This window comes from Streptomyces sp. NPDC012827 (assembly GCF_042900905.1).
GTDB lineage: Bacteria > Actinomycetota > Actinomycetes > Streptomycetales > Streptomycetaceae > Streptomyces > Streptomyces gulbargensis.
The window spans coordinates 1-19,533 of sequence record NZ_JBIBBY010000017.1 but is presented as its reverse complement, the minus strand read 5'-3'; the positions used below and the strand labels follow the sequence as shown (position 1 = coordinate 19,533).

Here is a 19,533-nt window from a genome sequence, read left to right as displayed (position 1 = left end):
CGACACGACCGGGGGAGACCGGGAGCATCCGGGGGTCCGGTATGACCCGGGTCGGGCGGTACGTCACCCGTACGCCTAGGCCGTGCGGCGACATGCCGAGCCGCGCTTCGTCGTCCATCGCTTGCCAGTGACCATCTTCCTCTGCCTCTCGTCGATGGCCCGGTCCACCGGGCCCGACGTCATGATGACCCACCCGTTTCGGCGCCGCGACCACATTTACGGCACCGCTCTCACCTGGGGTTCAGCTCCCGTTCACCGGGTTTCGAAGAGTGCGAGGAGTTCGGTCTTGCCGAACATCCGGGCCGTGTCCAGGGCGGACGGAGTCCCGGCTTCCGGATTTGCGCCGCCGGCGAGGAGGGCGCGGACGACGGCGTCCTCCCCCTTGAAGACGGCTCCGGCGAGGGGGGTCTGGCCGCGGTCGTTGGCGCGGTCGGCGTCGGCGCCGCGCTCCAGGAGGGCGGTGACCGCGGGGGCGTGCCCGTGATAGGCGGCGAGCATGACGAGGGTGTCGCCCTTGTCGTTGGTGAGGTTCGCGGGGACGCCCGCGTCGACGTACGCGGCGAGCGCCTCGGCGTCTCCGGCGCGCGCCAGGTCGAAGACCTTGGACGCCAGCTCGACGACCTCGGGGTCGGGAGTCTCGCTCATGTCTCGGTAACCGCCCTTCCAGCTGTGACCTGCGCACGGCGAACGCCGCCGTACGAGTGAATCGACAGGGTACTGCCCGTCCGGGGACATGACGGAGCCCGGCCGAGGCAAAGATCACGGCAGTCCGGACCCTGCCCCGGACTAGCGCACCTCACGCATTTCGCCACCGGGAAGCGGGGGCGGCGTCGGCCGGTCAAGTGAAAACATCACCAATTCACCCGATTGCACCTTTAATCACATAGATACTTCCCGTGAACTTGGAAGGACTCATGGTGACTGTCCCCTCAACCAGGAGAACACCCAATGATCCTGTCCATCTCAGGCGTGGTCCTGCTCGGCATCATCTGCTTCCTGTTCTTCAAGAAGGACGGGATGAAGGCCTCCCACGCCCTCGTCAGCGCGCTGTTCGGCTTCTACCTCGCGGGCACCGCGATCGCCCCCAGCATCACGGCGGGCGGGCAGAGCCTCGCCAGCCTCCTGGGCGGGATCAAGTTCTGACGCCCCTCAGCCCCTTCCACGACTCCAGGAGTACGACGTGGCCCGGCGACCACTCCCCCGCATTCTGAGCAGCGGCAGCGCACAGATCGCTCGCAGCCGAGAGATCGCGCGCACGGCCGCCGACAGCGCCACCGACGTGCTCCATCCGCTGATCACGGTCACCCGGGGTCTGCGGAAACTGGCGGCGGCCGCGCGCGCCAGGTGGGCCGCGACCCCCAAGGAGCGGCGCGGTCCCACGCTGTTCCTGGTCGCGGCCGTCGTCCTGGCCGTCGTCCTCATGCCGTACGGGCCGCTGTTCGCGCTCGTCACGCTGATGGGCGCCGCCGCGTGGAAGGGGCGCGAGCGTCCGGTCGTGAGGACCGGACCCGACGAGGCGGAGCTGGCACGCCTCAAGGGCCTGTACGAGGCGCTCGTGCCGTACTTCTCCGTCCCCGAGGACCCCGCTCCGCTGTTCGCCCACGGCGGCGACTGGAGCGGTGCCCTCGACGAGTACGCCTTCGACGAGGACGGCCGGCCGACCCGGCTGCGCGTCGCGTACCCCCCGTACTTCACCGACGGCGAGCCCGCCGCCCGGGCCCGCGTCGAACAGTTGCTGCGCGCCAAGTCCGGGCGCGGCCGCGAGTACCTCTTCGACTGGGACGAGGAGGGCAACCGGCTCGTCATGAGCGTGCTGCCCCCGCTGCCCACCACCGTCGCCGCCCAGCGGTTCGTGACCGTGCCCGGCGAGACGGTGCTCGGCTTCACGGACGCCGACGCCGTGCAGCGGACCGTTCCCGTGGTGACCGCCGACGGAGCGGAGGACGCCCCCGCCGTGGTGTGGCGCACCGGGCCGCGCTCCACCGAGCCCCACCTGCTCGCCGTCGGCCAGCCCGGCAGCGGCACCACCTCCCTGCTGCGGTCGCTCGCGCTCCAGGCCCTCCCCCACGGCGACGTCCTGATCGTCGAGGGCACCGGCTCGGGCGAGTACGCCTGCCTGGTCGGCCGCGAGGGCGTGCTGGGCGTCGAGAGCGCCCTCTCCGGCGCGCTCGGCTGCCTGCAGTGGGCGGTGCAGGAGACCGAACGGCGGCTGATCGCCGCGAACCGCGCCCGCCAGGCGGGCGAGCCGGCGCCCGAGGACACCCGGCGGCCGCTGTGGATCCTCGTCGACCGGCCGGGCGTCCTGGGCCACCTGGCCGCGGCCGAGGGCCGGCCGGACCCGCAGGAGCTGCTCCAGGTGCCGCTGCGGCACGGGCGCGCGGCGCACGTGACGGTGGTGGTGGCGGAGCAGTTCGACAGCGTGGACACCCTGCACGAGACCGTACGGACCCACACCCGGGCCCGGGTCGTGCTCGGCCCGGCGCCGGCGGACCGGATCGCGTGGGTCCTCGGGGCGGAGCCGCACACCACTCCGGTCCCGCAGGTGCCGCCGGGCCGTGGCTACGCGCGCCTCGGTACGGGCCCGGTGCTGCGCCTCCAGGTGCCGGCGACGCCCGACCCGTACGACGACGCGACGAGCGAGACGCACCGGCAGGCGGTCCTCCAGCTGCTGCCGGAGCGCCTGCCGGCGGTCACGGCACCGCTGGAGAAGGTTCCGGAGTCGGCCGCTCCCCCGGCCACCGTGCCCGAGCCGCTCGCGGAGCCCGCGGCCCCGCCCCACCCGGCCTCCCGGCACACGCCGGTCCCGGCGGAGGGCTGAAGACCCCCGGACACGGCGGGAGGCGGGTACGGACGCCGGTCCGTACCCGCCTCCCGCCGTGTCCGGCCGTCAGGCGACGAACGAGCGGGGCGGCTCGGCGCCGCTCGTCATGCCGGAGGCGACGAGCCGGGCCGCGGCGGCCAGCCGGACGGCCGCCTCCTCGGCGACCGCCCCGGCGACCGTGAACGGCAGCCGGACGTATCCCTCGAACGCGCCGTCGACGCCGAAGCGCGGCCCGGACGGCACGCGGATCCCGACGCGCTCCCCGGCCTCGGCGATCCGCGAGCCCGACAGGCCCCCGGTCCGCACCCACAGGGTGAGGCCGCCACGCGGTACGGAGAACTCCCAGTCGGGGAGTTCCCGGCGGACGGCGGCGACCAGGGCGTCCCGGTTCTCCACGGCCTGTTCGCGCCGCAGGCTCACGGCCTCCTCCCAGCCGCCGGTTCCCATGAGCCAGTTGACGGCGAGCTGCTCCAGGACGGGCGTGCCGAGGTCCGCGTAGGCGCGGGCGGCGACGAGCGAGCGGATGACGTCGGGAGCCGCCCGGACCCAGCCGATGCGCATGCCCGCCCAGAAGGCCTTGCTTGCCGAGCCGACGGTGAGGACGGTGGAGCCGGCCGGGTCGAAGGCGCAGACCGGGCGGGGCATCCGCAGATCGTCGTCGAGGTGGAGCTCGGTCATGGTCTCGTCGACGACCAGCACGGTGCCGGCCGACCGCGCGGCCTCCACGAGCTGCCGCCGCTGGTCCTCGTCGGCGAGCGCGCCGGTGGGGTTGTGGAAGTCGGCGACGACGTACGCGAGGCGGGGCGCGGCGTCCCGCAGCACCTGACGCCAGCGGGGCAGGTCCCAGCTGCCGAGCCCCTCGGACATGGCGACGGGCACCAGCCGGGCACCGGCCTCCCGCATGAGCTGGAGGATGTTGGCGTACGACGGGGATTCCACGGCGATGCGCTCGCCGCGACCGGCGAAGAGGTGACAGATGGCGTCGATCGCGCCCATGGCGCCGGTGGTGACCATGATCTGCTCGGGCATGGTGGGGATGCCGCGGGCGGTGTACCGGTCGGCCAGCATCTGCCGCAGGGCGGGCAGTCCGGCCGGGTAGTCGCCGTGCGTGTGGGCGTAGGGCGGCAGCTCCTCCAGGGCCCCCTGGACTCCGCGGGTGAGCCAGGGCTCGGGCGCGGGCAGCGCCGCGCAGCCCAGGTCGATCATCGAGCCGAGCGCCTCGGGCGGCAGGGGTTCGAGGCCGCGCGCGGGCAGGGGGCTCCCGGCCGGGGCGGCGGTCCAGCTGCCGGCCCCGCGGCGGGACTCCAGGAAGCCCTCGGCGCGCAGGGCCTCGTAGGCCGCTGCCACCGTGGTGCGGCTGACGTTGAGGGCCAGCGCGAGTTCCCGTTCGGCGGGCAGGCGGGCGGCGACCGGGACGCGGCCCTCCAGGACGAGCAGGCGGATGCCGTCGGCCAAGGCGCGGTAGGCGGGCGGCTTGCGGGCGCCGGGCCCGGCGGGTCGGGGCTGCTGCGCCTGGAGTTGCCGGGCGAGCTGGGCCGGCCCCACCGCCGAAGTCCACTGAGCCATCGAAATCAGTCCACCTTCCTCGAATTGGCCATGGTTGACATCCGATCCCCCGCCACAGAGTGACATGAGTCAGTCCACCACCACCACACAGGGGGCACTCCTTGTCCATCGCCTCCGGCCTCCGGGGCCGGCACCTCACCCGCCGGCTCGTCCAGCTGTACTTGGGGCTCGTCCTGTACGGGTTCAGCTCGATCCTGCTCCTGCGCAGCGGGCTCGGCCTGGAGCCGTGGAACGTCCTCCACCAGGGCATCGCCGCGAGGACCGGCCTGAGCATCGGCCTCGTGACGACCGTCCTCGGCGCGCTCATCCTGCTGGCCTGGATTCCCATCCGGCAGCGGCCGGGCCTCGGCACGGTGTCCAACGTGCTGGTGATCGGACTGGCGATGGACCTCTCCCTGGCCGTCCTGCCCCCGGTGCACGGCCCGGCCGCCCGAATCGCGGTGATGGCGGCCGGCATCGTCCTCAACGGCATGGCGACCGGCCTGTACATCGCGGCCCGCTTCGGCCCCGGGCCACGCGACGGCCTGATGACCGGTCTGCACCGGCTCACCGGCCGGTCGATCCGGCTGGTGCGGACGGGCATCGAGGTGACAGTGGTCGCGACGGGCTTCCTGCTCGGCGGCTCGGTCGGCATCGGTACGGTCGTGTACGCGCTGGCCATCGGGCCGCTCGCCCAGGTGTTCCTGCGCCTGTTCGCCGTGCCGGAGCCGGCCGGCGTCAGCACCGTGGTCGCCTCCGGGACACCGGAACAGGCCATACTGCGGCGGTGACTCCCGTACGCCACCCCTATCTCGACCACCCCGCTCCCCTGCCGTTCGCCCATCGCGGCGGCACCGCGGACGGCCTGGAGAACACCGCGGCCGCCTTCCGCCGGGCCGCGGCGGCGGGCTACCGCTACTTCGAGACCGATGTGCACACGACGGCGGACGGGCGGCTCGTCGCCTTCCACGACGCGACCCTGGACCGGGTCACCGACGCCTCCGGCCGCATCCGGGACCTGCCCTGGGCGGCCGTACGGCAGGCGCGGGTGGCGGGCAAGGAGCCACTGCCGCTCTTCGCGGACCTGCTGGACGAGTTCCCCGAGGCACGGTGGAACGTGGACGTGAAGGCGGAGTCGGCGCTCCTCCCGCTGCTCGCCCTGATCGCGAGGACCGACGCCTGGGACCGGGTCTGCGTGGGCTCCTTCACCGAGGCCCGGGTGGCCCGGGCCCAGCGTCTGGCCGGGCCGCGGCTCGCCACCTCGTACGGGGTGCGCGGGGTGCTCGGGCTGCGGCTGCGGTCGCTGGGGGTCCCGGCGGCGCTGCGGGCGGGCGCGGTGGCGGCGCAGGTCCCCGAGCGCCAGGGCGTGATCCCGGTGGTGGACCGGCGCTTCGTGCGGGAGGCGCACGCGCGCGGCCTCCAGGTCCACGTCTGGACGGTGAACGAGCCGGAGCGGATGCACGCTCTCCTCGATCTCGGGGTGGATGGCATCATGACCGATCATCTGGAGACGCTGCGCGGGGTGCTCACCGACCGAGGGCTGTGGGTCTGAGCCGCGTCCCGCGACGGGGACGAACGAGGGGGGCGCGGCCGTGACCGCCGACACCACCGGCCAGGAGGGGCGCGCCGCCGATCCGGCCGACCGCCGGCGCGAACAGCGCGGCTGGTACTTCTACGACTTCGCGTGCTCGGTGTACTCGACGAGTGTGCTGACCGTGTTCCTCGGCCCGTACCTGACGTCGGTGGCGGAGACCGCCGCGGACCCCGGCGGCTTCGTGCACCCGCTGGGGATCCCGGTGCGGGCGGGCTCGCTGTTCGCCTACGCGGTCTCGGCCTCCATCGTGGTGGCGGTGCTCGTGATGCCGCTGGCCGGGGCCGCGGCGGACCGGATGGGGCGGAAGAAGCCGCTGCTGGCGGCGGCCGCGTACCTGGGGGCGGCGGCCACGGCGGGGATGTTCTTCCTGGAGGGCGGCCGGTATCTGCTCGGCGCCCTGCTGCTGATCGTGGCCAACGCCTCGCTGGCGGTCTCGATGATGCTCTACAACGCGTATCTGCCGCAGATCGCCGAGCCGGACGAGCGGGACGCGGTGTCCTCGCGCGGCTGGGCCTTCGGCTACACCTCCGGCGCGCTGGTCCTGGTGCTCGACCTGGTGCTGTACTCCGGACACGACTCCTTCGGCCTGACGGAGGGCGAGGCGGTCCGCATCTGCCTCGCCTCGGCCGGCCTGTGGTGGGGCGCGTTCACGTTGATCCCGCTGCGGCGGCTGCGCGACCGGCACCTGGCCCGGGAGACCGCCGGGCCGGCGGGGCCGGGGACGGGCGCGGCGGGCAACGGCTGGCGGCAGCTGCGGGCCACCCTGGGGGACATGCGCCGGCACCCGCTGACGCTCTCCTTCCTCCTCGCGTACCTCGTCTACAACGACGGGGTGCAGACGGTGATCTCGCAGGCCTCGGTGTACGGCTCCGAGGAGCTGGGCCTGGACAAGACGACGCTGATCACCGCCGTGCTGCTGGTGCAGGTGCTGGCGGTGGCGGGCGCACTGGCGATGGGCCGGCTGGCCCGCTCCTACGGGGCCAAGCGGACGATCCTGGGCTCCCTGGCGGTGTGGACGGTGATCCTCGCGGCCGGATATCTGCTGCCGGCCGGGAAGCCGGTCTTCTTCTACTGCCTGGCGGCGGCGATCGGGCTCGTCCTCGGCGGCAGCCAGGCCCTGTCGCGCTCGCTGTTCTCGCATCTGGTGCCGCGCGGGAAGGAGGCGGAGTACTTCTCGGCGTACGAGATGAGCGACCGGGGGCTCAGCTGGCTGGGGCCACTGGTGTTCGGTCTCGCGTATCAGCTGACCGGGAGCTACCGGGATGCCATCATCTCTCTGGTGATCTTCTTCGTGGCCGGTTTCGCGCTGCTTCTGCGGGTACCCGTACGGCGTGCGGTGGTGGCCGCGGGAAACCCGCTACCGGAGCGTATTTAGACGCGGGAGTGAAAGGCCGGTAGTGTACGCCTTTGGCCTGCCAGGCGGACCGTTACTGCGTGCTGCTTTGGTGAAGACGCCAGGTCACATCTGCCGCCAGATGTGACAAAACGGGCACTGGTGGGTACAACAAGGGGCGGCACGACGGGCGACGCATGACCCGGAACGGGAATCTTTACCGCCGACCGGACGTTGACCGGATGACGACGACAGCGACACCTGTCCTGTGGGCGACAAGCCCGGGAGGCACGATTCATGAGTGAGCGAGCTCTTCGCGGCACGCGCCTCGTGGTGACCAGCTACGAGACCGACCGCGGCATCGATCTGGCCCCGCGCCAGGCCGTGGAGTACGCATGCGAGAAGGGCCATCGTTTTGAGATGCCCTTCTCCGTGGAAGCGGAAATTCCGCCGGAGTGGGAGTGCAAGGTCTGCGGAAGCCAGGCGCTTCTGGTGGACGGGGACGGCCCCGAGGAGAAGAAGGGCAAGCCGGCGCGTACGCACTGGGACATGCTCATGGAGCGGCGCACCCGCGAGGAGCTGGAGGAGGTCCTCGCCGAAAGGCTGGCCGTCCTGCGTTCCGGCGCCATGAACATCGCGGTGCATCCGCGCGACAGCCGCAAGTCCGCCTGACGGACGGCTGAGACAGCAACGCCGCGGGGCCCGGTACACGATCCGTGTACCGGGCCCCGCGGCGTTGGCCCGCCTCCGGAGCCGGGCGGACCCGGAGGTCAGGGGGTCAGGGGCGGGCGGGGCCGGTCCGTGTCGTACGGATGGCGGCCGTCCTCGCGGACGACCTCACCCTGGACGACCTTGCCGTCCGGGCGACGCATGCGCGCCTGCTGGAAGGCGTCCTGGAGGCTGCCGGGCGGCGCGGCGTTCATCCGGCGCTCGACGGCCTTCTCCGCGGACCGCCCGAGCGCGGCGCGGACCGGCGGGATCAGCAGGAGCAGGCCGGCCACGTCCGAGAGGAGCCCGGGCAGGATCAGGAGCAGCCCGCCCAGCATGAGGAAGCCGTTGCGGTCCTCGGCGCCCACCCGGTCCGCCTCCGTCGGCGTCCGACCGCTCCGTGCCGCCGCCTCGGCCTGCTGGAAGGTCGTGGTGAGGTTACGGAAGGCCCGCCGCCCGGCCCGCTTGATGACGGTGCCGCCGAGCAGGGCGCCGGCGACGAGCAGCAGGAACACGATCAGGCCGCCCGCCGCACCCGCCACCACCGTCAGCAGCCAGATCTCCAGGGCCAGCCAGGCGGCGATGCCGAGGGGTAGGAAGGTGCGCGCGCGGGAGCGCTTGGAGGCGGAAGGAGGCGGTGTGCCGGTCGTCATGGTCACCAGTGTGCCTGGCACTCCGCAGGAACGTCGTAAAGGAAGGATCAGCGCCCGGAGCGGGTGATTCCCCGGCCCGCCGCCCGGCCGAGGAACCGGCCGGCCTTCTCCGCGCGGGCCGTGAGCCCCCAGGCGGTGACCCTCCACAGCGCCTCGACGAGGATGTCACGGCTCATCTTGGAGTCCCCCGCCTCGCGCTCCACGAAGGTGATGGGCACCTCCACGACGTGGAAGCCGGTGGCGACGGCCCGGCGGGCCAGGTCGACCTGGAAGCAGTACCCGGCCGAGGCCACGTCGTGCAGGCCGAGCCCCTCCAGGGTCTCCCTGCGGAAGGCCCGGTAGCCGCCGGTGACGTCGCGGATCGGCACGTCGAGCAGCACGCGCGAGTAGAGGCTGCCGCCCCGGGAGATGAACTCGCGGGACTTCGGCCAGTTGACGATCCGCCCGCCGGGCACCCAGCGCGAGCCGAGCACCAGATCGGCACCCTTGAGCGCGGTGAGCAGCCGGGGCAGTTCCTCGGGCTGGTGGGAGCCGTCGGCGTCCATCTCCACGAGGACGCCGTAGCCGCGCTCGATGCCCCAGCGGAAACCCGCGAGATAGGCGGCGCCGAGACCCTCCTTGCCCCGCCGGTGCAGGACGTGGACGTGGTCGTCCTCGGCGGCGATCTCGTCGGCGAACTTCCCCGTGCCGTCGGGGCTGTTGTCGTCGGCGACGAGGATGTGCGCCGCGGGTACGGCCGCCCGCACGCGGGCGACGACCGGCTTGATGTTCTCGGCCTCGTTGTAGGTCGGGATGATCACCAGGACCTCGCCGAGCGGGCCGTAACGCCTCTGGCCACCGTCGTTCACTGCTGCCCCTCCGGTTCCCTGCGCGGGTTCCCACCTTAGCGAGACCGCCGGGGTGGTCCGTCCCGCCGGGGCGGGGCGCCCGAGGCGCCGGGACCGGGTGCCCGCGTGCGGTGCGGGGCCCGGAGGTCCTTCGGTCCGACCCGGGACCCGCTGGCTGCGGGTCGACCGAAGGCCGTTGTCTACTGAACGTCCGGGCCCCACCCGGGTCGCACCTTCCGCCGGAGAAACCTTCCCTCGCGGCCGGGGCGCGGGCGGCGCTCGGCGACGGCGAGGGGGCGGACCGGTCGGACGTCCTGTGGTGGACGCGGAGAACCTACCGGCCGCTGAGGGTCGGCTGTCAATACCCGTCTGACCTGCGACGATGACCGAAAGGCCCAGGTGGACGGGGAAGATCCGCAGGTCGGGGACAAGGCCGCCGGACGGCGTCCGGCGGGCGGAATGTCCCTACATCACTCGTTCGGCCGGTCGAAGACCGTCTGCCCGTGCACCACCGTCCGCAGGCACACCGGCAGCTCCCGGCCGGGGGTCAGATCGGGCAGGCCGGGCGTACCGGACCGGGGATCGGTGGACCAGCGGGCCACCCGGTCGTCCGGCGCCTGCACCACCAGCTCCCCGGTCCGCCAGACCGCGTAGTCGGCGGGGGCACCGGGCACGAGCACCCCCGCGTCGTCCCGGCCCACCGCCCGCCAGCCACCGCGCGTATGAGCGGTGAAGGCGGCGCGGACCGAGATCCGGTGCTCGGGCGTGCGGTGGAAGGCCGCGGCCCGGACCGTACCCCACGGGTCGAGCGGCGTGACGGGGCTGTCCGAGCCGAAGGCCAGCGGTACGCCCGTACGCAGCAGGGCCGCGTACGGGTTGAGGGTGCGGGCCCGCTCGACGCCGAGCCGGTCGGCGTACATGCCCTCGTCCCCGCCCCAGAGCGCGTCGAAGGCCGGCTGGACGGAGGCGGTGAGCCCCAGTTCGGCGAAGGCGGCGATCGTCTCCGGGGTCAGCATCTCGGCGTGCTCGACCCGGTGCCGGGCGGCCCGCACGCGCGCCAGGCCCAGCTTCTCCGACGCGGCCCGCACGCCCTCCACCACCGCGCTCACGGCGGCGTCGCCGATCGCGTGGAATCCGGCCTGGAGACCCGCCTCGGTGCAGGCCACGACATGGGCGGCCACGGTGGCCGCGTCCAGGTGCGCCGCCCCCGTGTGCCCGGCCCGGTCGGCGTACGACTCGTGGAGACAGGCCGTGTGGGATCCGAGGGACCCGTCGGCGAACAGGTCGCCCGCCGCTCCCAGGGCGCCGAGCGCCCGCGCCCGCTCGACGTCGAGGTCGGCCCAGTAGCCGACGACCCGCGGGCCGGGCTCGCCGCGCGCCAGATCCATCAGACCGGTGAAGTCCTCCTCCGAGGAGATCTGAGGCCCGCCGCACTCGTGCAGCGTGCCGATGCCCAGGGACGCCGCGTGCGCGCGGGCCGCCCGCTGGGCCCGCGCACGCTGGCGCGGCGAGACCGCGGCGAAGGCGGCCGCGCGCACCGCGTGGTGCGCGTCGCCCGTCAGCGGCTCCCGCCCCTCGTGGAAACCGTCCATGTCCCGCACGCCCGGAACCAGGTCGAGCAGGGCCGTGGTGACCACCGCCGAGTGGACGTCGATCCGCGTCAGATACAGCGGCCGGCCACCGGTCAGCTCGTCCAGTTCCGCCCGGCTCGGTGGACGGCGCTCCGGCCAGCGCGAGGCGTCCCAGCCGTGCCCGAGGAGGATGCGGTCCTCCGGGCGGGCCGCGGCATGGGCGCGGATCGCCTCCGCCGCCTCGGCGAGCGAGCCCGCCGAGGACAGATCGAGGCCGGTCAGGGCGAAGCCGGTCGCCGTCGTGTGCACGTGCGCGTCGACGAAGGCCGGCGTGACGAGGGCCCCCTCCAGGTCGACCACCTCGTCCACCCCGGAGGCGAAGGCGTCGGCCGCCCCCTCCGAACCCACCCAGGCGACGTGCCCGTGCTCCACCACCATCGCGGTGGCGAAGGGGTCGGCGGGGCTGTGGACTTCTCCACCGCGCAGCAGCACGGTGCGGTGTTCGCCGGCAGAAAGGCTTTCGGTCATGCGCACAGGCTAGGACGTGGGGGGTCCCGGTTTGTCCGGCAGGTCCCCCCTCCGCCTCAGATGCGCGGGGGCCTGGCCTCGTACGGCGTCGAGAGCACCACCGTCGTACGGCTGGACACCCCCGCCTGGGAGCGGATCCGGCTCAGCAGGTGCTCCAGCTCCAGCGGGGTGGCGACCCGCACCTTCAGGATGTAGTTCTCCTCGCCCGCCACGCTGTGGCAGGCCTCGATCTCCGGGATGTCCGCCAGCCGGTCCGGGGTGTCGTCGGGGGCGCTGGGGTCGAAGGGTTTGACCGAGATGAACGCGGTGAGCGGCAGCCCCACGGCCTCCGGGTCCACGACGGCGGCATAGCCGCGGATGACGCCGCGCTGCTCCAGGCGGCGGACGCGCTGATGCACGGCCGAGGTGGACAGGCCGGTGGCCTTGCCCAGGTCGGTGTAGCTCATGCGCCCGTCCTTGACGAGCAACTCCACGATCTGACGATCCAGCTCCTCCATGCCGTGACCCTATTGCTCCGAGGGGCCCCGGGGACAGCCGGGGACCGGCCACCGAGGGCGCTATGGGCGTTCACGGGGCACCTGCGACAGGCATGTGACGAACACCACAGGTTTGAGGGGGTTCCGGGGCGTGCCCACACGGTTATGCGGAGGACCGCATGGGAAGTTGTTGCTGTGGTCGAGGCCGTACGGATCCGGCCGACCCACCCGAGGGGGAGAATCCCATGCAGGAGCCTGCTGAACCGGTCGAGTCGTTCGACGAACTCGACGCGTACGACACCTTCGAGATGTTCCGGGTGATCTGCCCGGAGTGCGTGCAGCCCATCGCGCTGCTGGCGGACGAGGACGTGCTCCCCGAGCACGCGCTCTGCCCCACTCCGTGGAACCCCTTCACCCTGACCGTCTGCCCCGGCACCGGCCGCCCCGCCGACGACGCCCGGCCCGCCGACGACAGCCGGGAGCTCCAGGAACAGGACACGGCCCTGCTCCTGACGCTCCCCCAGGAGCTCGACTGGCGCACCCAGCCGTTCTCCCACGTGGGCGGCCCCGGCTCCCGTCCCCTCCGCTTCCCGCAGATGCGCCGGGCCGCCTGATTCTTCGAGGGGCGCGCTCGGGGGCTTCCCCGGCGCGCCCTTCGGCCGACTCGGCCGGGGTGCTCGTAGCGGGCCCGGGGTCCGGCCGGGTACGGGGCGAACTGGGGGGCGAATCGGTTCGGGAGTGACCCCGGGTGCGGCGGGCACGTTGGACCCGGTATGACCACGCTGTCCACCACGCCCAGCGGAATCGGTCGGCACCGGCAGGCCGGCACGCGCGTTGAAGAATCGGTTCCTCACCAGGCTCCGGCCGCGGTTCCGGCACCCTCCCCGGTGCCGGCTCCGGTTCCCGTACCGGTACCGGCGGACCCGCCCATCTACACGGCGGTGCTCGCGCTCTGGGCCAGCGAGGGGCGGACCCTGCCCGGCCACCGGGACCAGGAGTGGCACCGGCTCGCCGCGGGGCCGGTGTGGGCGGACCGCACCGTCCGCGTCAGCGGGACTCTGGTCCGACCAGGTGACGGGCGATGACCACCCGCTGGATCTGATTGGTGCCCTCGACGATCTGGAGCATCTTCGCCTCGCGCAGGTACCGCTCGGCGGGGAAGTCCGCCGTGTAGCCGTAGCCGCCCAGCACCTGCACCGCGTCGGTCGTGACCCGCATGGCTGCGTCCGAGCAGAACAGCTTCGCCATCGCAGCCCGCTGCCCGTACGGCCGTCCCTCGTCCCGCAGCCGGGCCGCCTCCAGGTAGAGCGCCCGGCCGGCCTCGACCGAGGTCGCCATGTCGGCGAGGAGGAAGCGCAGCCCCTGGAAGTCGGCGACGGGGCGGCCGAACTGGTGCCGCTCCCGGGCGTGGGTGACGGCGAGGTCCAGAGCGGCCCGCGCGAGCCCGACGGCGCAGGCGGCGATGCCGAGGCGCCCCGCGTCCAGGGCGGCGAGCGCGAGGGTGAAGCCCTGCCCCTCCGCGCCCAGACGGCGCGCGTCGGGGACCCGTACCGCGTCGAAGTGGAGCTGGGCGGTCGGCGAGCCGGACATCCCCATCTTCCGCTCCGGAGGGGCCGCGGTCAGGCCGGGCGCGTCGCCCGGGACGAGGAAGGCGGAGATGCCCCGGGGGCCGGGGCCGCCGGTGCGGGCCATCACGGTGAGGAAGTCCGCGACCCCGCCGTGGGTGATCCAGGCCTTGGTGCCGTCGAGCACCCAGGTGTCGCCGTCACGGACGGCCCGGGTGCGCAGCGCGGCGGCGTCGGAGCCGGCCGAGGGCTCGGACAGGCAGTACGCGCCGAGGAGGCCGCCCGCGAGCATGGCGGGCAGGTGCGCGGCCCGCTGCTCCCCGGTACCGGCGGAGGCGAGGGCGTGGCAGGCGAGGGTGTGGACGCTCACGCCGAGCCCCACGGTGAGCCGGGCGGCGGCGAGCTCCTCCAGGACCCGCAGGTACACCTCGTACGGCTGTCCTCCCCCGCCGTACGCGGGGTCGTACGGAAGCCCGAGCAGCCCGGTGCGGGAGAGCAGGGCGAACAGCTCGCGCGGGAAGTGTCCGGCGGCCTCCTCCTCGGCGGCGCGCGGGGCGATCTCGCGGCGGGCGATGTCCCGCACCAGGGCGAGCAGTTCGCGGGCCTCGTCGGTGGGCAGCCGGCGGCCCGGGCCGTCCGTGCCGTCCTCGGTGCCGTCGGGCATCCCGGCGCTCCTCCCTGTCGGACGCGGGGTCGCAGGAGTATGCCCGGGCGGCGGCCGGATCACACGGCGGCGGTCACATGAGCCCCGCTCGGGTGACGAACATGGCGAGCAGGACGACGAGGGTCCAGCCGAGGACGTGCTCCAGCAGCTTCGGGCCCTGCTCGTCGTCCTGGGGGCCGCCCGTGCGGGCGCGGACGAGAAGACGGGAGGCGGCGGCGGTGGTCGCGGTCATGCGCACCACCATGCGTCACGGGGGCGGCTCCGGGGTAGAGACGTCCCTCACACTCCGGCGCCGGAGGCGGCGGCCCTGGCGGGGCCGGGGTCGGCGCGGGCCTTGTGCCGCGCGGGCGGCGGGCGGGCGGGCCGCCCGAGGCAGCCGCTCCTCCTGTGCCGGAGACCACATTCCCGCCCGCGTGGTGGGGTGCGGCGCGGAACGGCGATGTTCTTCCGCCGGGGGCGCCACCGACCACGCCCCCCGGCGGCCGCAGTCTGGCGGCGGGGTCGGCGGGGGCGGCGGCGCCGGGCGCCGTGGCGGGGGTGACCGCACGGGGCCCGGGCGGGGACGATGCCCCGGCCGCAGGGCCGCGAGGTCCCCGTCGCGGGGTCGAGGAGGGGGACACGCGGGCGGCAGCGGGTCGTCGCCCTGGACGTGGCCGCGGGCGGCTTGAAATGATCACGGCCTTGTTCGATCTCCCGCACGAAGGCCCCAGCATGTTGACTGCGCATCAGCGCTCGAAGGCCCGTTCCGACCGTCGCGCCGGATGGGTCACCGCGCTGGCCGCGGTGGTCCTGGCCGTACCGGCACTCGGTACTCCGGCGCACGCCGCGATCCCCGGTGACCCCGCGGCCCCCTCCTCCTTCGACCTCAAGCCCGGCCCGGACCTCCGCGGCACGGTGGCCGCGTTGCAGGCGGCCCTGCCGAGGCAGGACATCCAGGACCTGCTCGACCAGGGCAACCGTGTGGCGAAGACCGGCGCTTCGTGCACCGCGGACCCCTTCGGCACCGGTGACAACGGCGCGGTGCTTCCCCCGGCCAGGAAGCTCTGCTGGGACGGCGGCGACGCCGGCACCCAGGAGTGGATCCCGCAGGGCATCACGGGCGTCTCGGACGCCCAGGAGGAAGAGGTCTGGGGAACCCGCAAGCCGCTGGTCGCCGCCTGGTACGACAAGGCGGATCCCAAGGTGTGCGCGGACGACCCCGGCACCTGCCCGGAGAAGGGGGTGCGGCTGTCGTTCCTGGATCCGGAGACGCCGGTCGCGGGTGACCCCGACGGGCGCCGGTACCGCCACGTCCTGTTGGTCGAGCCGTACGTCAACTCGTACGGCAACGCCTCCTACAAGGCGGTCGACGTCCACGCCGGAGGCATCGCCTGGTACAAGAACCACCTCTACGTCGCGGACACGCTGGCGGGCCTGCGCGTCTTCGACATGCGCGCCGTCCTGGACCTCAATCCCGACCGGAACGCCTCGGTGGACGACACCACGCTCAACGGCCTGAAGAGCAACGTCACGGACGGGAGCAGGATCGGCCGGCAGAGCAACGTCTACTACGGCCACACCTACCGGTACGTGATGCCGCAGGTGGCGTCGTACCGGTTCGTCGCCCCCCAGCGCAACACGTCCGCGGCGACGTGCGAGGAGACCGGGGCACCCAAGGCGTCGTACATCTCGATCGACCGCAGCGCCCCCACGGCCCCCGCGCTGATCCTGGGCGAGTACTGCAACTCCGACAACGACCGTCCGGAGAAGGGCCGCGTCGGTGCGCTGCCCATCGACGACACCACGGGCCTGCTCGCGCAGACCGGCGGCACGGTCGCCGCGACCTCGGCGTTCCACCTGCCCCGCGACCTCACCCAGGGCGCCGCCCGGTACGACGGCATGTACTACTTCAACCGCAGCAACCTCCACCACAGCGGCAGCCTGCGCCGGGCCACCGTCTCCGACGGCCGGCTGAGGGACCACGGGAGCAACATCACCAACGCGGTGGGCCCCGAGGACCTCTACCTCGAGCACGGCCGGAGCGTGCCCGGCGGCATCCCGTACCTCTGGTCGCTGACCGAGCACCGCGTGGACGGCACGGCGGACTGCGCCGACGCGGGTTCCCCCTGCGGCCGGGTGATCTACGCCCACCGGCTGTCCGACGTCCTGGCTCGCCCGTAGCCGGCGGTACGGAACGGAGACGGGCTGAGCCCCGTGCGTGCACGGGGCTCAGCCGGCGCTGAACGCGCCGAGGGTCAGACGATGTTCCACTGCTGGGCGTTGTTGCTGGTGCAGGTCCACTGACGGACTTCGGAACCCGGTGCCGTGCCCCAGTTGTAGTTGTCGAGGCACAGACCGCTGTGCCGGTTGACGAGGGCGGAGTAACCGCCCGCGACCGGCACCACTCGCCACTGCTGCACGGTCGCGCCGTTGCACGTCCACTGCTGGACGGGCGATCCCGCTGTGGTCGCGAAGTCCTTGTCGTCCAGGCACAGGCCGCTGTGCCCGTTACGGATCCGGTAGTAGCCGTCGCCCGTGGGTGTCAGGGTCCAGTTCTGGACCGCGGCGCCGTTGCACGTCCACTGCCGTACCTCCGCTCCGGGCGCGGTCGCCCAGTCGTAGTCGTCCAGGCACAGACCGCTGTGCCGGTTGCGCAGGGCGAGCGGCTCGGTCGGCACGGGGGACTCTCCCGACGGGCCCTCAAGGACGGTCGACGTCGAGACCGGGGTTCCGAGATGCGGTGTGCCGTCGGCGTTCCAGGAGATCTTCTGCACCCGCGTCGTGCGCGTGGTGCCGCAGCCCTGCGACGCCGAGGAGTTCGCGTGGTAGGCGATCCAGGTCTCGGTGCCGTCGGGCGAGGTGAAGAAGGAGTGGTGCCCGGGCCCGAACACCCCGGCGGCGTCGTTGCGTTGGAAGATGGGCCGGGGCGCCTTGGCCCACGAGGCGGCGGCGAGCGGATCACCTCCCGTGTACTCCAGCATCCCCAGCTTGTAGTTGGGCCCGTTGCAGTGACTGGCCGAGTACGTGAGGAAGGTGCGGCCGTTGCGCTGCAGCGCGAAGGACCCTTCGTTGACCGCACCGTCCTGCCGCTCCCAGGCCAGCGTCGGAGCCGAGATCCGCGTCCCGTGGGCGCCGGCGGTCCAGGGGTTCGACATGGGGGCGATGTACAGCGACTGCAGGTTGTCCACCGGGGAGACGGCGGAGAACGTCATGTAGAGGGAACCGTTGAGCCTCAGCAGGCTGGCGTCGATGGCCCACCCGTTGTTCGGCATGAGGTCGACGATGCCGCGGTGGACGTACGGACCGAGCGGATCGCTGCCCGAGCTCTCCAGGGCATGCGTGCGCCGGGGCCCGCCGGACTGCTCGACCGAGTAGTACAGGTACCAGCGCTCACCGACCCTCTCCAGATGCGGCGCCCACATCCCTGTCCCGGCCGTGCGGAAGACCAGGCGCTCCGGTGCGTCACGCAGACCGGCGATCGTGGGTGAGCGGCGCATCACGATGTCGGAGGACCAGGTCGTCGCGACGTAGTAGTAGAAGCCGCCGTGCTGGACCAGCGTCGGGTCGGCGCTGTTGGGCACGTCGACGACGGGGTTGGTGAAGCTCGGGCCGGGCGCGGCCCCGGCGCGTTCCGCCCCGGTCAGGGTCATGCCGATCGCGGTGATGAACGCGAGGACGAGAAGGACCCCTCGTCGTACCGTTCCGCTGCCGTGGACGACGTGCACGTCTCCTCCTTGGGGAACGTCGGCTCCTGGAATCCGAGCGGGAGTTCCGGAGATCACTGCTGGTGGAAGGTGGCGTCCTGACCGGCGAGCGTGCCGGCGACGGGCTGCACGTGGAGCAGGAAGCCGTAGTGCCGGAGATACTGCCCCGGGGAGCGGTAGGCCTCGAAGGAAACGCCTGCCGCATCGGCCAGCCCGGGGCGTCGGTGGAAGCTCGCGCTGTCGGCGAAGGCTGTGCTGCCGTCGTTCCTGTCCACCCACACCTCACCGTTCCTGGCACGCAGGTAATGACCGGGGAAGTTGGCGGATTCCAGGGAGACCGTCCCGTTGCCGGCGAGTCCGCTCACGGTGCGGAACTGCGAGTCGGCGAGGTTGGCGACGTTCGCCTCCAGCTTGACCCTGTACTCCCAGTGCCGGAGGTAGTGGGACGGGTAGTTGGAGGAGGACAGCCGCTGGGGGGTGGCGCCGTCGGCGACGGGGATGCCGAAGTTCGGAGTGCCGTCGGCGTTCCAGTAGACCTTCTGGACGCGTGTCCTGCGGTTGGGGTCGTTCAGCGGATCGCCGCTGATGTCCTTGTAGTTGCGGTCGTGGTAGACGAGTATGTCGCTCTTGCCGTCCTCGGACGTGGTGAAGGAGTTGTGCCCCGGCCCGTACTGCCCGGTCGCCGCGTTGCTGGCGAAGACGGGCGTCGGGCTCTTCGTCCAGGCCGCGGGGTCGAGCAGGTTCGCCGAGGCGGAGGCGGTGAGCATGCCGAGGCAGTAGTTGCTGTCCGTCGCGGACGCGGAGTACGTCATGAACACCTTGCCGCCGCGCTGGATGACGGCCGGTCCCTCGTTCACCTTGTGGCCGACGGTTTCCCAGCCGTACGTGGGCATGCTCAGCCGCACGGGCGTGCCGGTGATGGTCCACGGGTTGGCCAGCCGGGCGATGTAGAGGTTGGAGTTGTTGTTGATCGCCGGGTCCTTCTGGGCCCAGCTGAGGTAGCGGGCGCCGTTCACCACGAACGTGGTCGCGTCCAGCGCGAAGCTGTCCATCGGCGTGGCGATGCGGCCCTTCTCGGTCCAGCCACCCGTGAGCGGGTTCGCGGCGGAGCTCTCCAGGACGTACATCCGGATCCGCCACACGTCGTCGGCGCGGCCGGCGGCGAAGTAGACGTACCACTTGCCGTCGATGAAGTGGATTTCCGGCGCCCAGATGTGGGCGCCCATCTCCCCGGACGCGTGCTTCGTCCAGATCACCGTCTCCGGGGCGGCGGAGAGCCCCTGGATGGTGGTGGCCCGGCGCAGGATGATGCGGTCGTACTCCGGGACGGTCGCCGTGTAGTAGTAGAAGCCGTCCGTGTGCTTGAAGATGTGCGGATCGGCTCGCTGGTTCACGAGCGGGTTGGCGTACGAGACCGCCGGTGACGCGGGTGCGGCGGCGTGGGCGGGAGACGGCAGCAGCAGGGCCGCCACCAGGGCCGCCCAGGCCGTGAGAACACTGCGGATTCTTCGCGGACTCACTTCGTCCTCCTCGTGTGTGGGTGGTGGTGGGGCCACTCGGGCACG

18 protein-coding genes are annotated in these 19,533 nt (G+C 72.8%); 8 read left to right on the top strand and 10 right to left on the bottom strand.

Annotated elements, in window-relative coordinates; genetic code table 11:
- Nucleotides 1-252 precede the first annotated feature (252 nt).
- Nucleotides 253-645, bottom strand: coding sequence for an ankyrin repeat domain-containing protein (locus tag ACFY60_RS29105; RefSeq protein ID WP_388617475.1), 393 nt, complete (start codon nt 643-645; stop codon nt 253-255).
- A gap of 303 nt (nt 646-948) precedes the next feature.
- Here ACFY60_RS29105 and ACFY60_RS29100 point away from each other — a divergent pair, with 303 nt between their 5' ends.
- Together ACFY60_RS29100 and ACFY60_RS29095 are read left to right on the top strand one after the other, a co-directional pair.
- Nucleotides 949-1,143, top strand: coding sequence for a hypothetical protein (locus ACFY60_RS29100; RefSeq protein WP_046907412.1), 195 nt, complete (start codon nt 949-951; stop codon nt 1,141-1,143).
- 37 nt (nt 1,144-1,180) lie between these two features.
- On the top strand, nt 1,181-2,818 hold the full coding sequence (locus ACFY60_RS29095; RefSeq protein WP_388617472.1) for a hypothetical protein: 1,638 nt from the start codon (nt 1,181-1,183) through the stop codon (nt 2,816-2,818).
- Between the two features lie 69 nt (nt 2,819-2,887).
- Here the strand turns inward: ACFY60_RS29095 and ACFY60_RS29090 are convergent, their stop codons facing one another.
- Nucleotides 2,888-4,387: a PLP-dependent aminotransferase family protein gene (locus ACFY60_RS29090; protein WP_388617470.1), complete on the bottom strand. Its 1,500-nt coding sequence runs from the start codon at nt 4,385-4,387 to the stop codon at nt 2,888-2,890.
- A gap of 101 nt (nt 4,388-4,488) precedes the next feature.
- On the opposite strand from ACFY60_RS29090, the gene ACFY60_RS29085 reads away from it, so the two are divergent.
- The 4 genes from ACFY60_RS29085 to ACFY60_RS29070 all read left to right on the top strand — a co-directional run bounded on the left by ACFY60_RS29085 (nt 4,489) and on the right by ACFY60_RS29070 (nt 7,965).
- Nucleotides 4,489-5,157, top strand: a complete 669-nt coding sequence (locus ACFY60_RS29085; protein ID WP_388617464.1) for a YitT family protein — start codon at nt 4,489-4,491, stop codon at nt 5,155-5,157.
- The gene (locus ACFY60_RS29080) at nt 5,154-5,918 is read left to right on the top strand and encodes a glycerophosphodiester phosphodiesterase family protein (protein ID WP_388617461.1); all 765 of its coding nucleotides are present in this window, start codon (nt 5,154-5,156) and stop codon (nt 5,916-5,918) included. Before ACFY60_RS29085 ends, ACFY60_RS29080 begins: the two co-directional genes overlap by 4 nt.
- 40 nt (nt 5,919-5,958) lie before the next feature.
- Entirely contained in the window at nt 5,959-7,335 is a 1,377-nt protein-coding gene (locus tag ACFY60_RS29075; RefSeq protein WP_388617458.1) for an MFS transporter, read from the top strand.
- Nucleotides 7,336-7,590: 255 nt separating this feature from the next.
- Nucleotides 7,591-7,965, top strand: a complete 375-nt coding sequence (locus ACFY60_RS29070; RefSeq protein WP_026278069.1) for an RNA polymerase-binding protein RbpA — start codon at nt 7,591-7,593, stop codon at nt 7,963-7,965.
- Between the two features lie 98 nt (nt 7,966-8,063).
- On the opposite strand, the gene fxsA is transcribed toward ACFY60_RS29070, so the two are convergent.
- From fxsA to ACFY60_RS29050, 4 genes are all read right to left on the bottom strand, one after another.
- A complete protein-coding gene (gene fxsA / locus ACFY60_RS29065; RefSeq protein WP_388617455.1) occupies nt 8,064-8,654 on the bottom strand; it encodes an FxsA family membrane protein in 591 nt (196 codons plus the stop codon).
- A 47-nt stretch (nt 8,655-8,701) separates the two neighbouring features.
- The gene (locus ACFY60_RS29060; RefSeq protein WP_388617452.1) at nt 8,702-9,502 is read right to left on the bottom strand and encodes a polyprenol monophosphomannose synthase; all 801 of its coding nucleotides are present in this window, start codon (nt 9,500-9,502) and stop codon (nt 8,702-8,704) included.
- A 449-nt stretch (nt 9,503-9,951) separates the two neighbouring features.
- Nucleotides 9,952-11,580: an amidohydrolase gene (locus tag ACFY60_RS29055; RefSeq protein ID WP_388617449.1), complete on the bottom strand. Its 1,629-nt coding sequence runs from the start codon at nt 11,578-11,580 to the stop codon at nt 9,952-9,954.
- A gap of 56 nt (nt 11,581-11,636) precedes the next feature.
- Nucleotides 11,637-12,077: an Lrp/AsnC family transcriptional regulator gene (locus ACFY60_RS29050; protein WP_024760806.1), complete on the bottom strand. Its 441-nt coding sequence runs from the start codon at nt 12,075-12,077 to the stop codon at nt 11,637-11,639.
- A gap of 224 nt (nt 12,078-12,301) precedes the next feature.
- On the opposite strand from ACFY60_RS29050, the gene ACFY60_RS29045 reads away from it, so the two are divergent.
- Nucleotides 12,302-12,670, top strand: a complete 369-nt coding sequence (locus ACFY60_RS29045; RefSeq protein ID WP_388617444.1) for a hypothetical protein — start codon at nt 12,302-12,304, stop codon at nt 12,668-12,670.
- Between the two features lie 433 nt (nt 12,671-13,103).
- On the opposite strand, the gene ACFY60_RS29040 is transcribed toward ACFY60_RS29045, so the two are convergent.
- Both ACFY60_RS29040 and ACFY60_RS29035 read right to left on the bottom strand, forming a co-directional pair.
- On the bottom strand, nt 13,104-14,285 hold the full coding sequence (locus tag ACFY60_RS29040) for an acyl-CoA dehydrogenase family protein (protein ID WP_388617441.1): 1,182 nt from the start codon (nt 14,283-14,285) through the stop codon (nt 13,104-13,106).
- Nucleotides 14,286-14,358: 73 nt separating this feature from the next.
- Nucleotides 14,359-14,517 (bottom strand): SCO1431 family membrane protein, encoded by a 159-nt coding sequence (locus ACFY60_RS29035; RefSeq protein WP_388617438.1) that lies wholly within the window; start codon nt 14,515-14,517, stop codon nt 14,359-14,361.
- Between the two features lie 479 nt (nt 14,518-14,996).
- Between ACFY60_RS29035 and ACFY60_RS29030 the strand changes: the two genes are divergently transcribed.
- Complete coding sequence (locus tag ACFY60_RS29030; protein ID WP_388617432.1) at nt 14,997-16,445, top strand: hypothetical protein; 1,449 nt, start codon at nt 14,997-14,999, stop codon at nt 16,443-16,445.
- 74 nt (nt 16,446-16,519) lie between these two features.
- Here the strand turns inward: ACFY60_RS29030 and ACFY60_RS29025 are convergent, their stop codons facing one another.
- Nucleotides 16,520-17,989: a family 43 glycosylhydrolase gene (locus tag ACFY60_RS29025; RefSeq protein WP_388617427.1), complete on the bottom strand. Its 1,470-nt coding sequence runs from the start codon at nt 17,987-17,989 to the stop codon at nt 16,520-16,522.
- 53 nt (nt 17,990-18,042) lie between these two features.
- Nucleotides 18,043-19,488: a family 43 glycosylhydrolase gene (locus ACFY60_RS29020; RefSeq protein WP_388617423.1), complete on the bottom strand. Its 1,446-nt coding sequence runs from the start codon at nt 19,486-19,488 to the stop codon at nt 18,043-18,045.
- Between the last annotated feature and the right edge of the window lie 45 nt (nt 19,489-19,533).

What these genes read in the sequence shown, in the direction of transcription:
- ACFY60_RS29105 (WP_388617475.1), bottom strand. Translation starts at nt 645, where the DNA reads ATGAGCGAGACTCCCGACCCCGAGGTCGTCGAGCTGGCGTCCAAGGTC.
- ACFY60_RS29100 (WP_046907412.1), top strand. Translation starts at nt 949, where the DNA reads ATGATCCTGTCCATCTCAGGCGTGGTCCTGCTCGGCATCATCTGCTTC.
- ACFY60_RS29090 (WP_388617470.1), bottom strand. Translation starts at nt 4,387, where the DNA reads ATGGCTCAGTGGACTTCGGCGGTGGGGCCGGCCCAGCTCGCCCGGCAA.
- ACFY60_RS29070 (WP_026278069.1), top strand. Translation starts at nt 7,591, where the DNA reads ATGAGTGAGCGAGCTCTTCGCGGCACGCGCCTCGTGGTGACCAGCTAC.
- fxsA (WP_388617455.1), bottom strand. Translation starts at nt 8,654, where the DNA reads ATGACGACCGGCACACCGCCTCCTTCCGCCTCCAAGCGCTCCCGCGCG.
- ACFY60_RS29055 (WP_388617449.1), bottom strand. Translation starts at nt 11,580, where the DNA reads ATGACCGAAAGCCTTTCTGCCGGCGAACACCGCACCGTGCTGCTGCGC.
- ACFY60_RS29050 (WP_024760806.1), bottom strand. Translation starts at nt 12,077, where the DNA reads ATGGAGGAGCTGGATCGTCAGATCGTGGAGTTGCTCGTCAAGGACGGG.
- ACFY60_RS29045 (WP_388617444.1), top strand. Translation starts at nt 12,302, where the DNA reads ATGCAGGAGCCTGCTGAACCGGTCGAGTCGTTCGACGAACTCGACGCG.
- ACFY60_RS29040 (WP_388617441.1), bottom strand. Translation starts at nt 14,285, where the DNA reads ATGCCCGACGGCACCGAGGACGGCACGGACGGCCCGGGCCGCCGGCTG.
- ACFY60_RS29035 (WP_388617438.1), bottom strand. Translation starts at nt 14,517, where the DNA reads ATGACCGCGACCACCGCCGCCGCCTCCCGTCTTCTCGTCCGCGCCCGC.
- ACFY60_RS29030 (WP_388617432.1), top strand. Translation starts at nt 14,997, where the DNA reads ATGTTGACTGCGCATCAGCGCTCGAAGGCCCGTTCCGACCGTCGCGCC.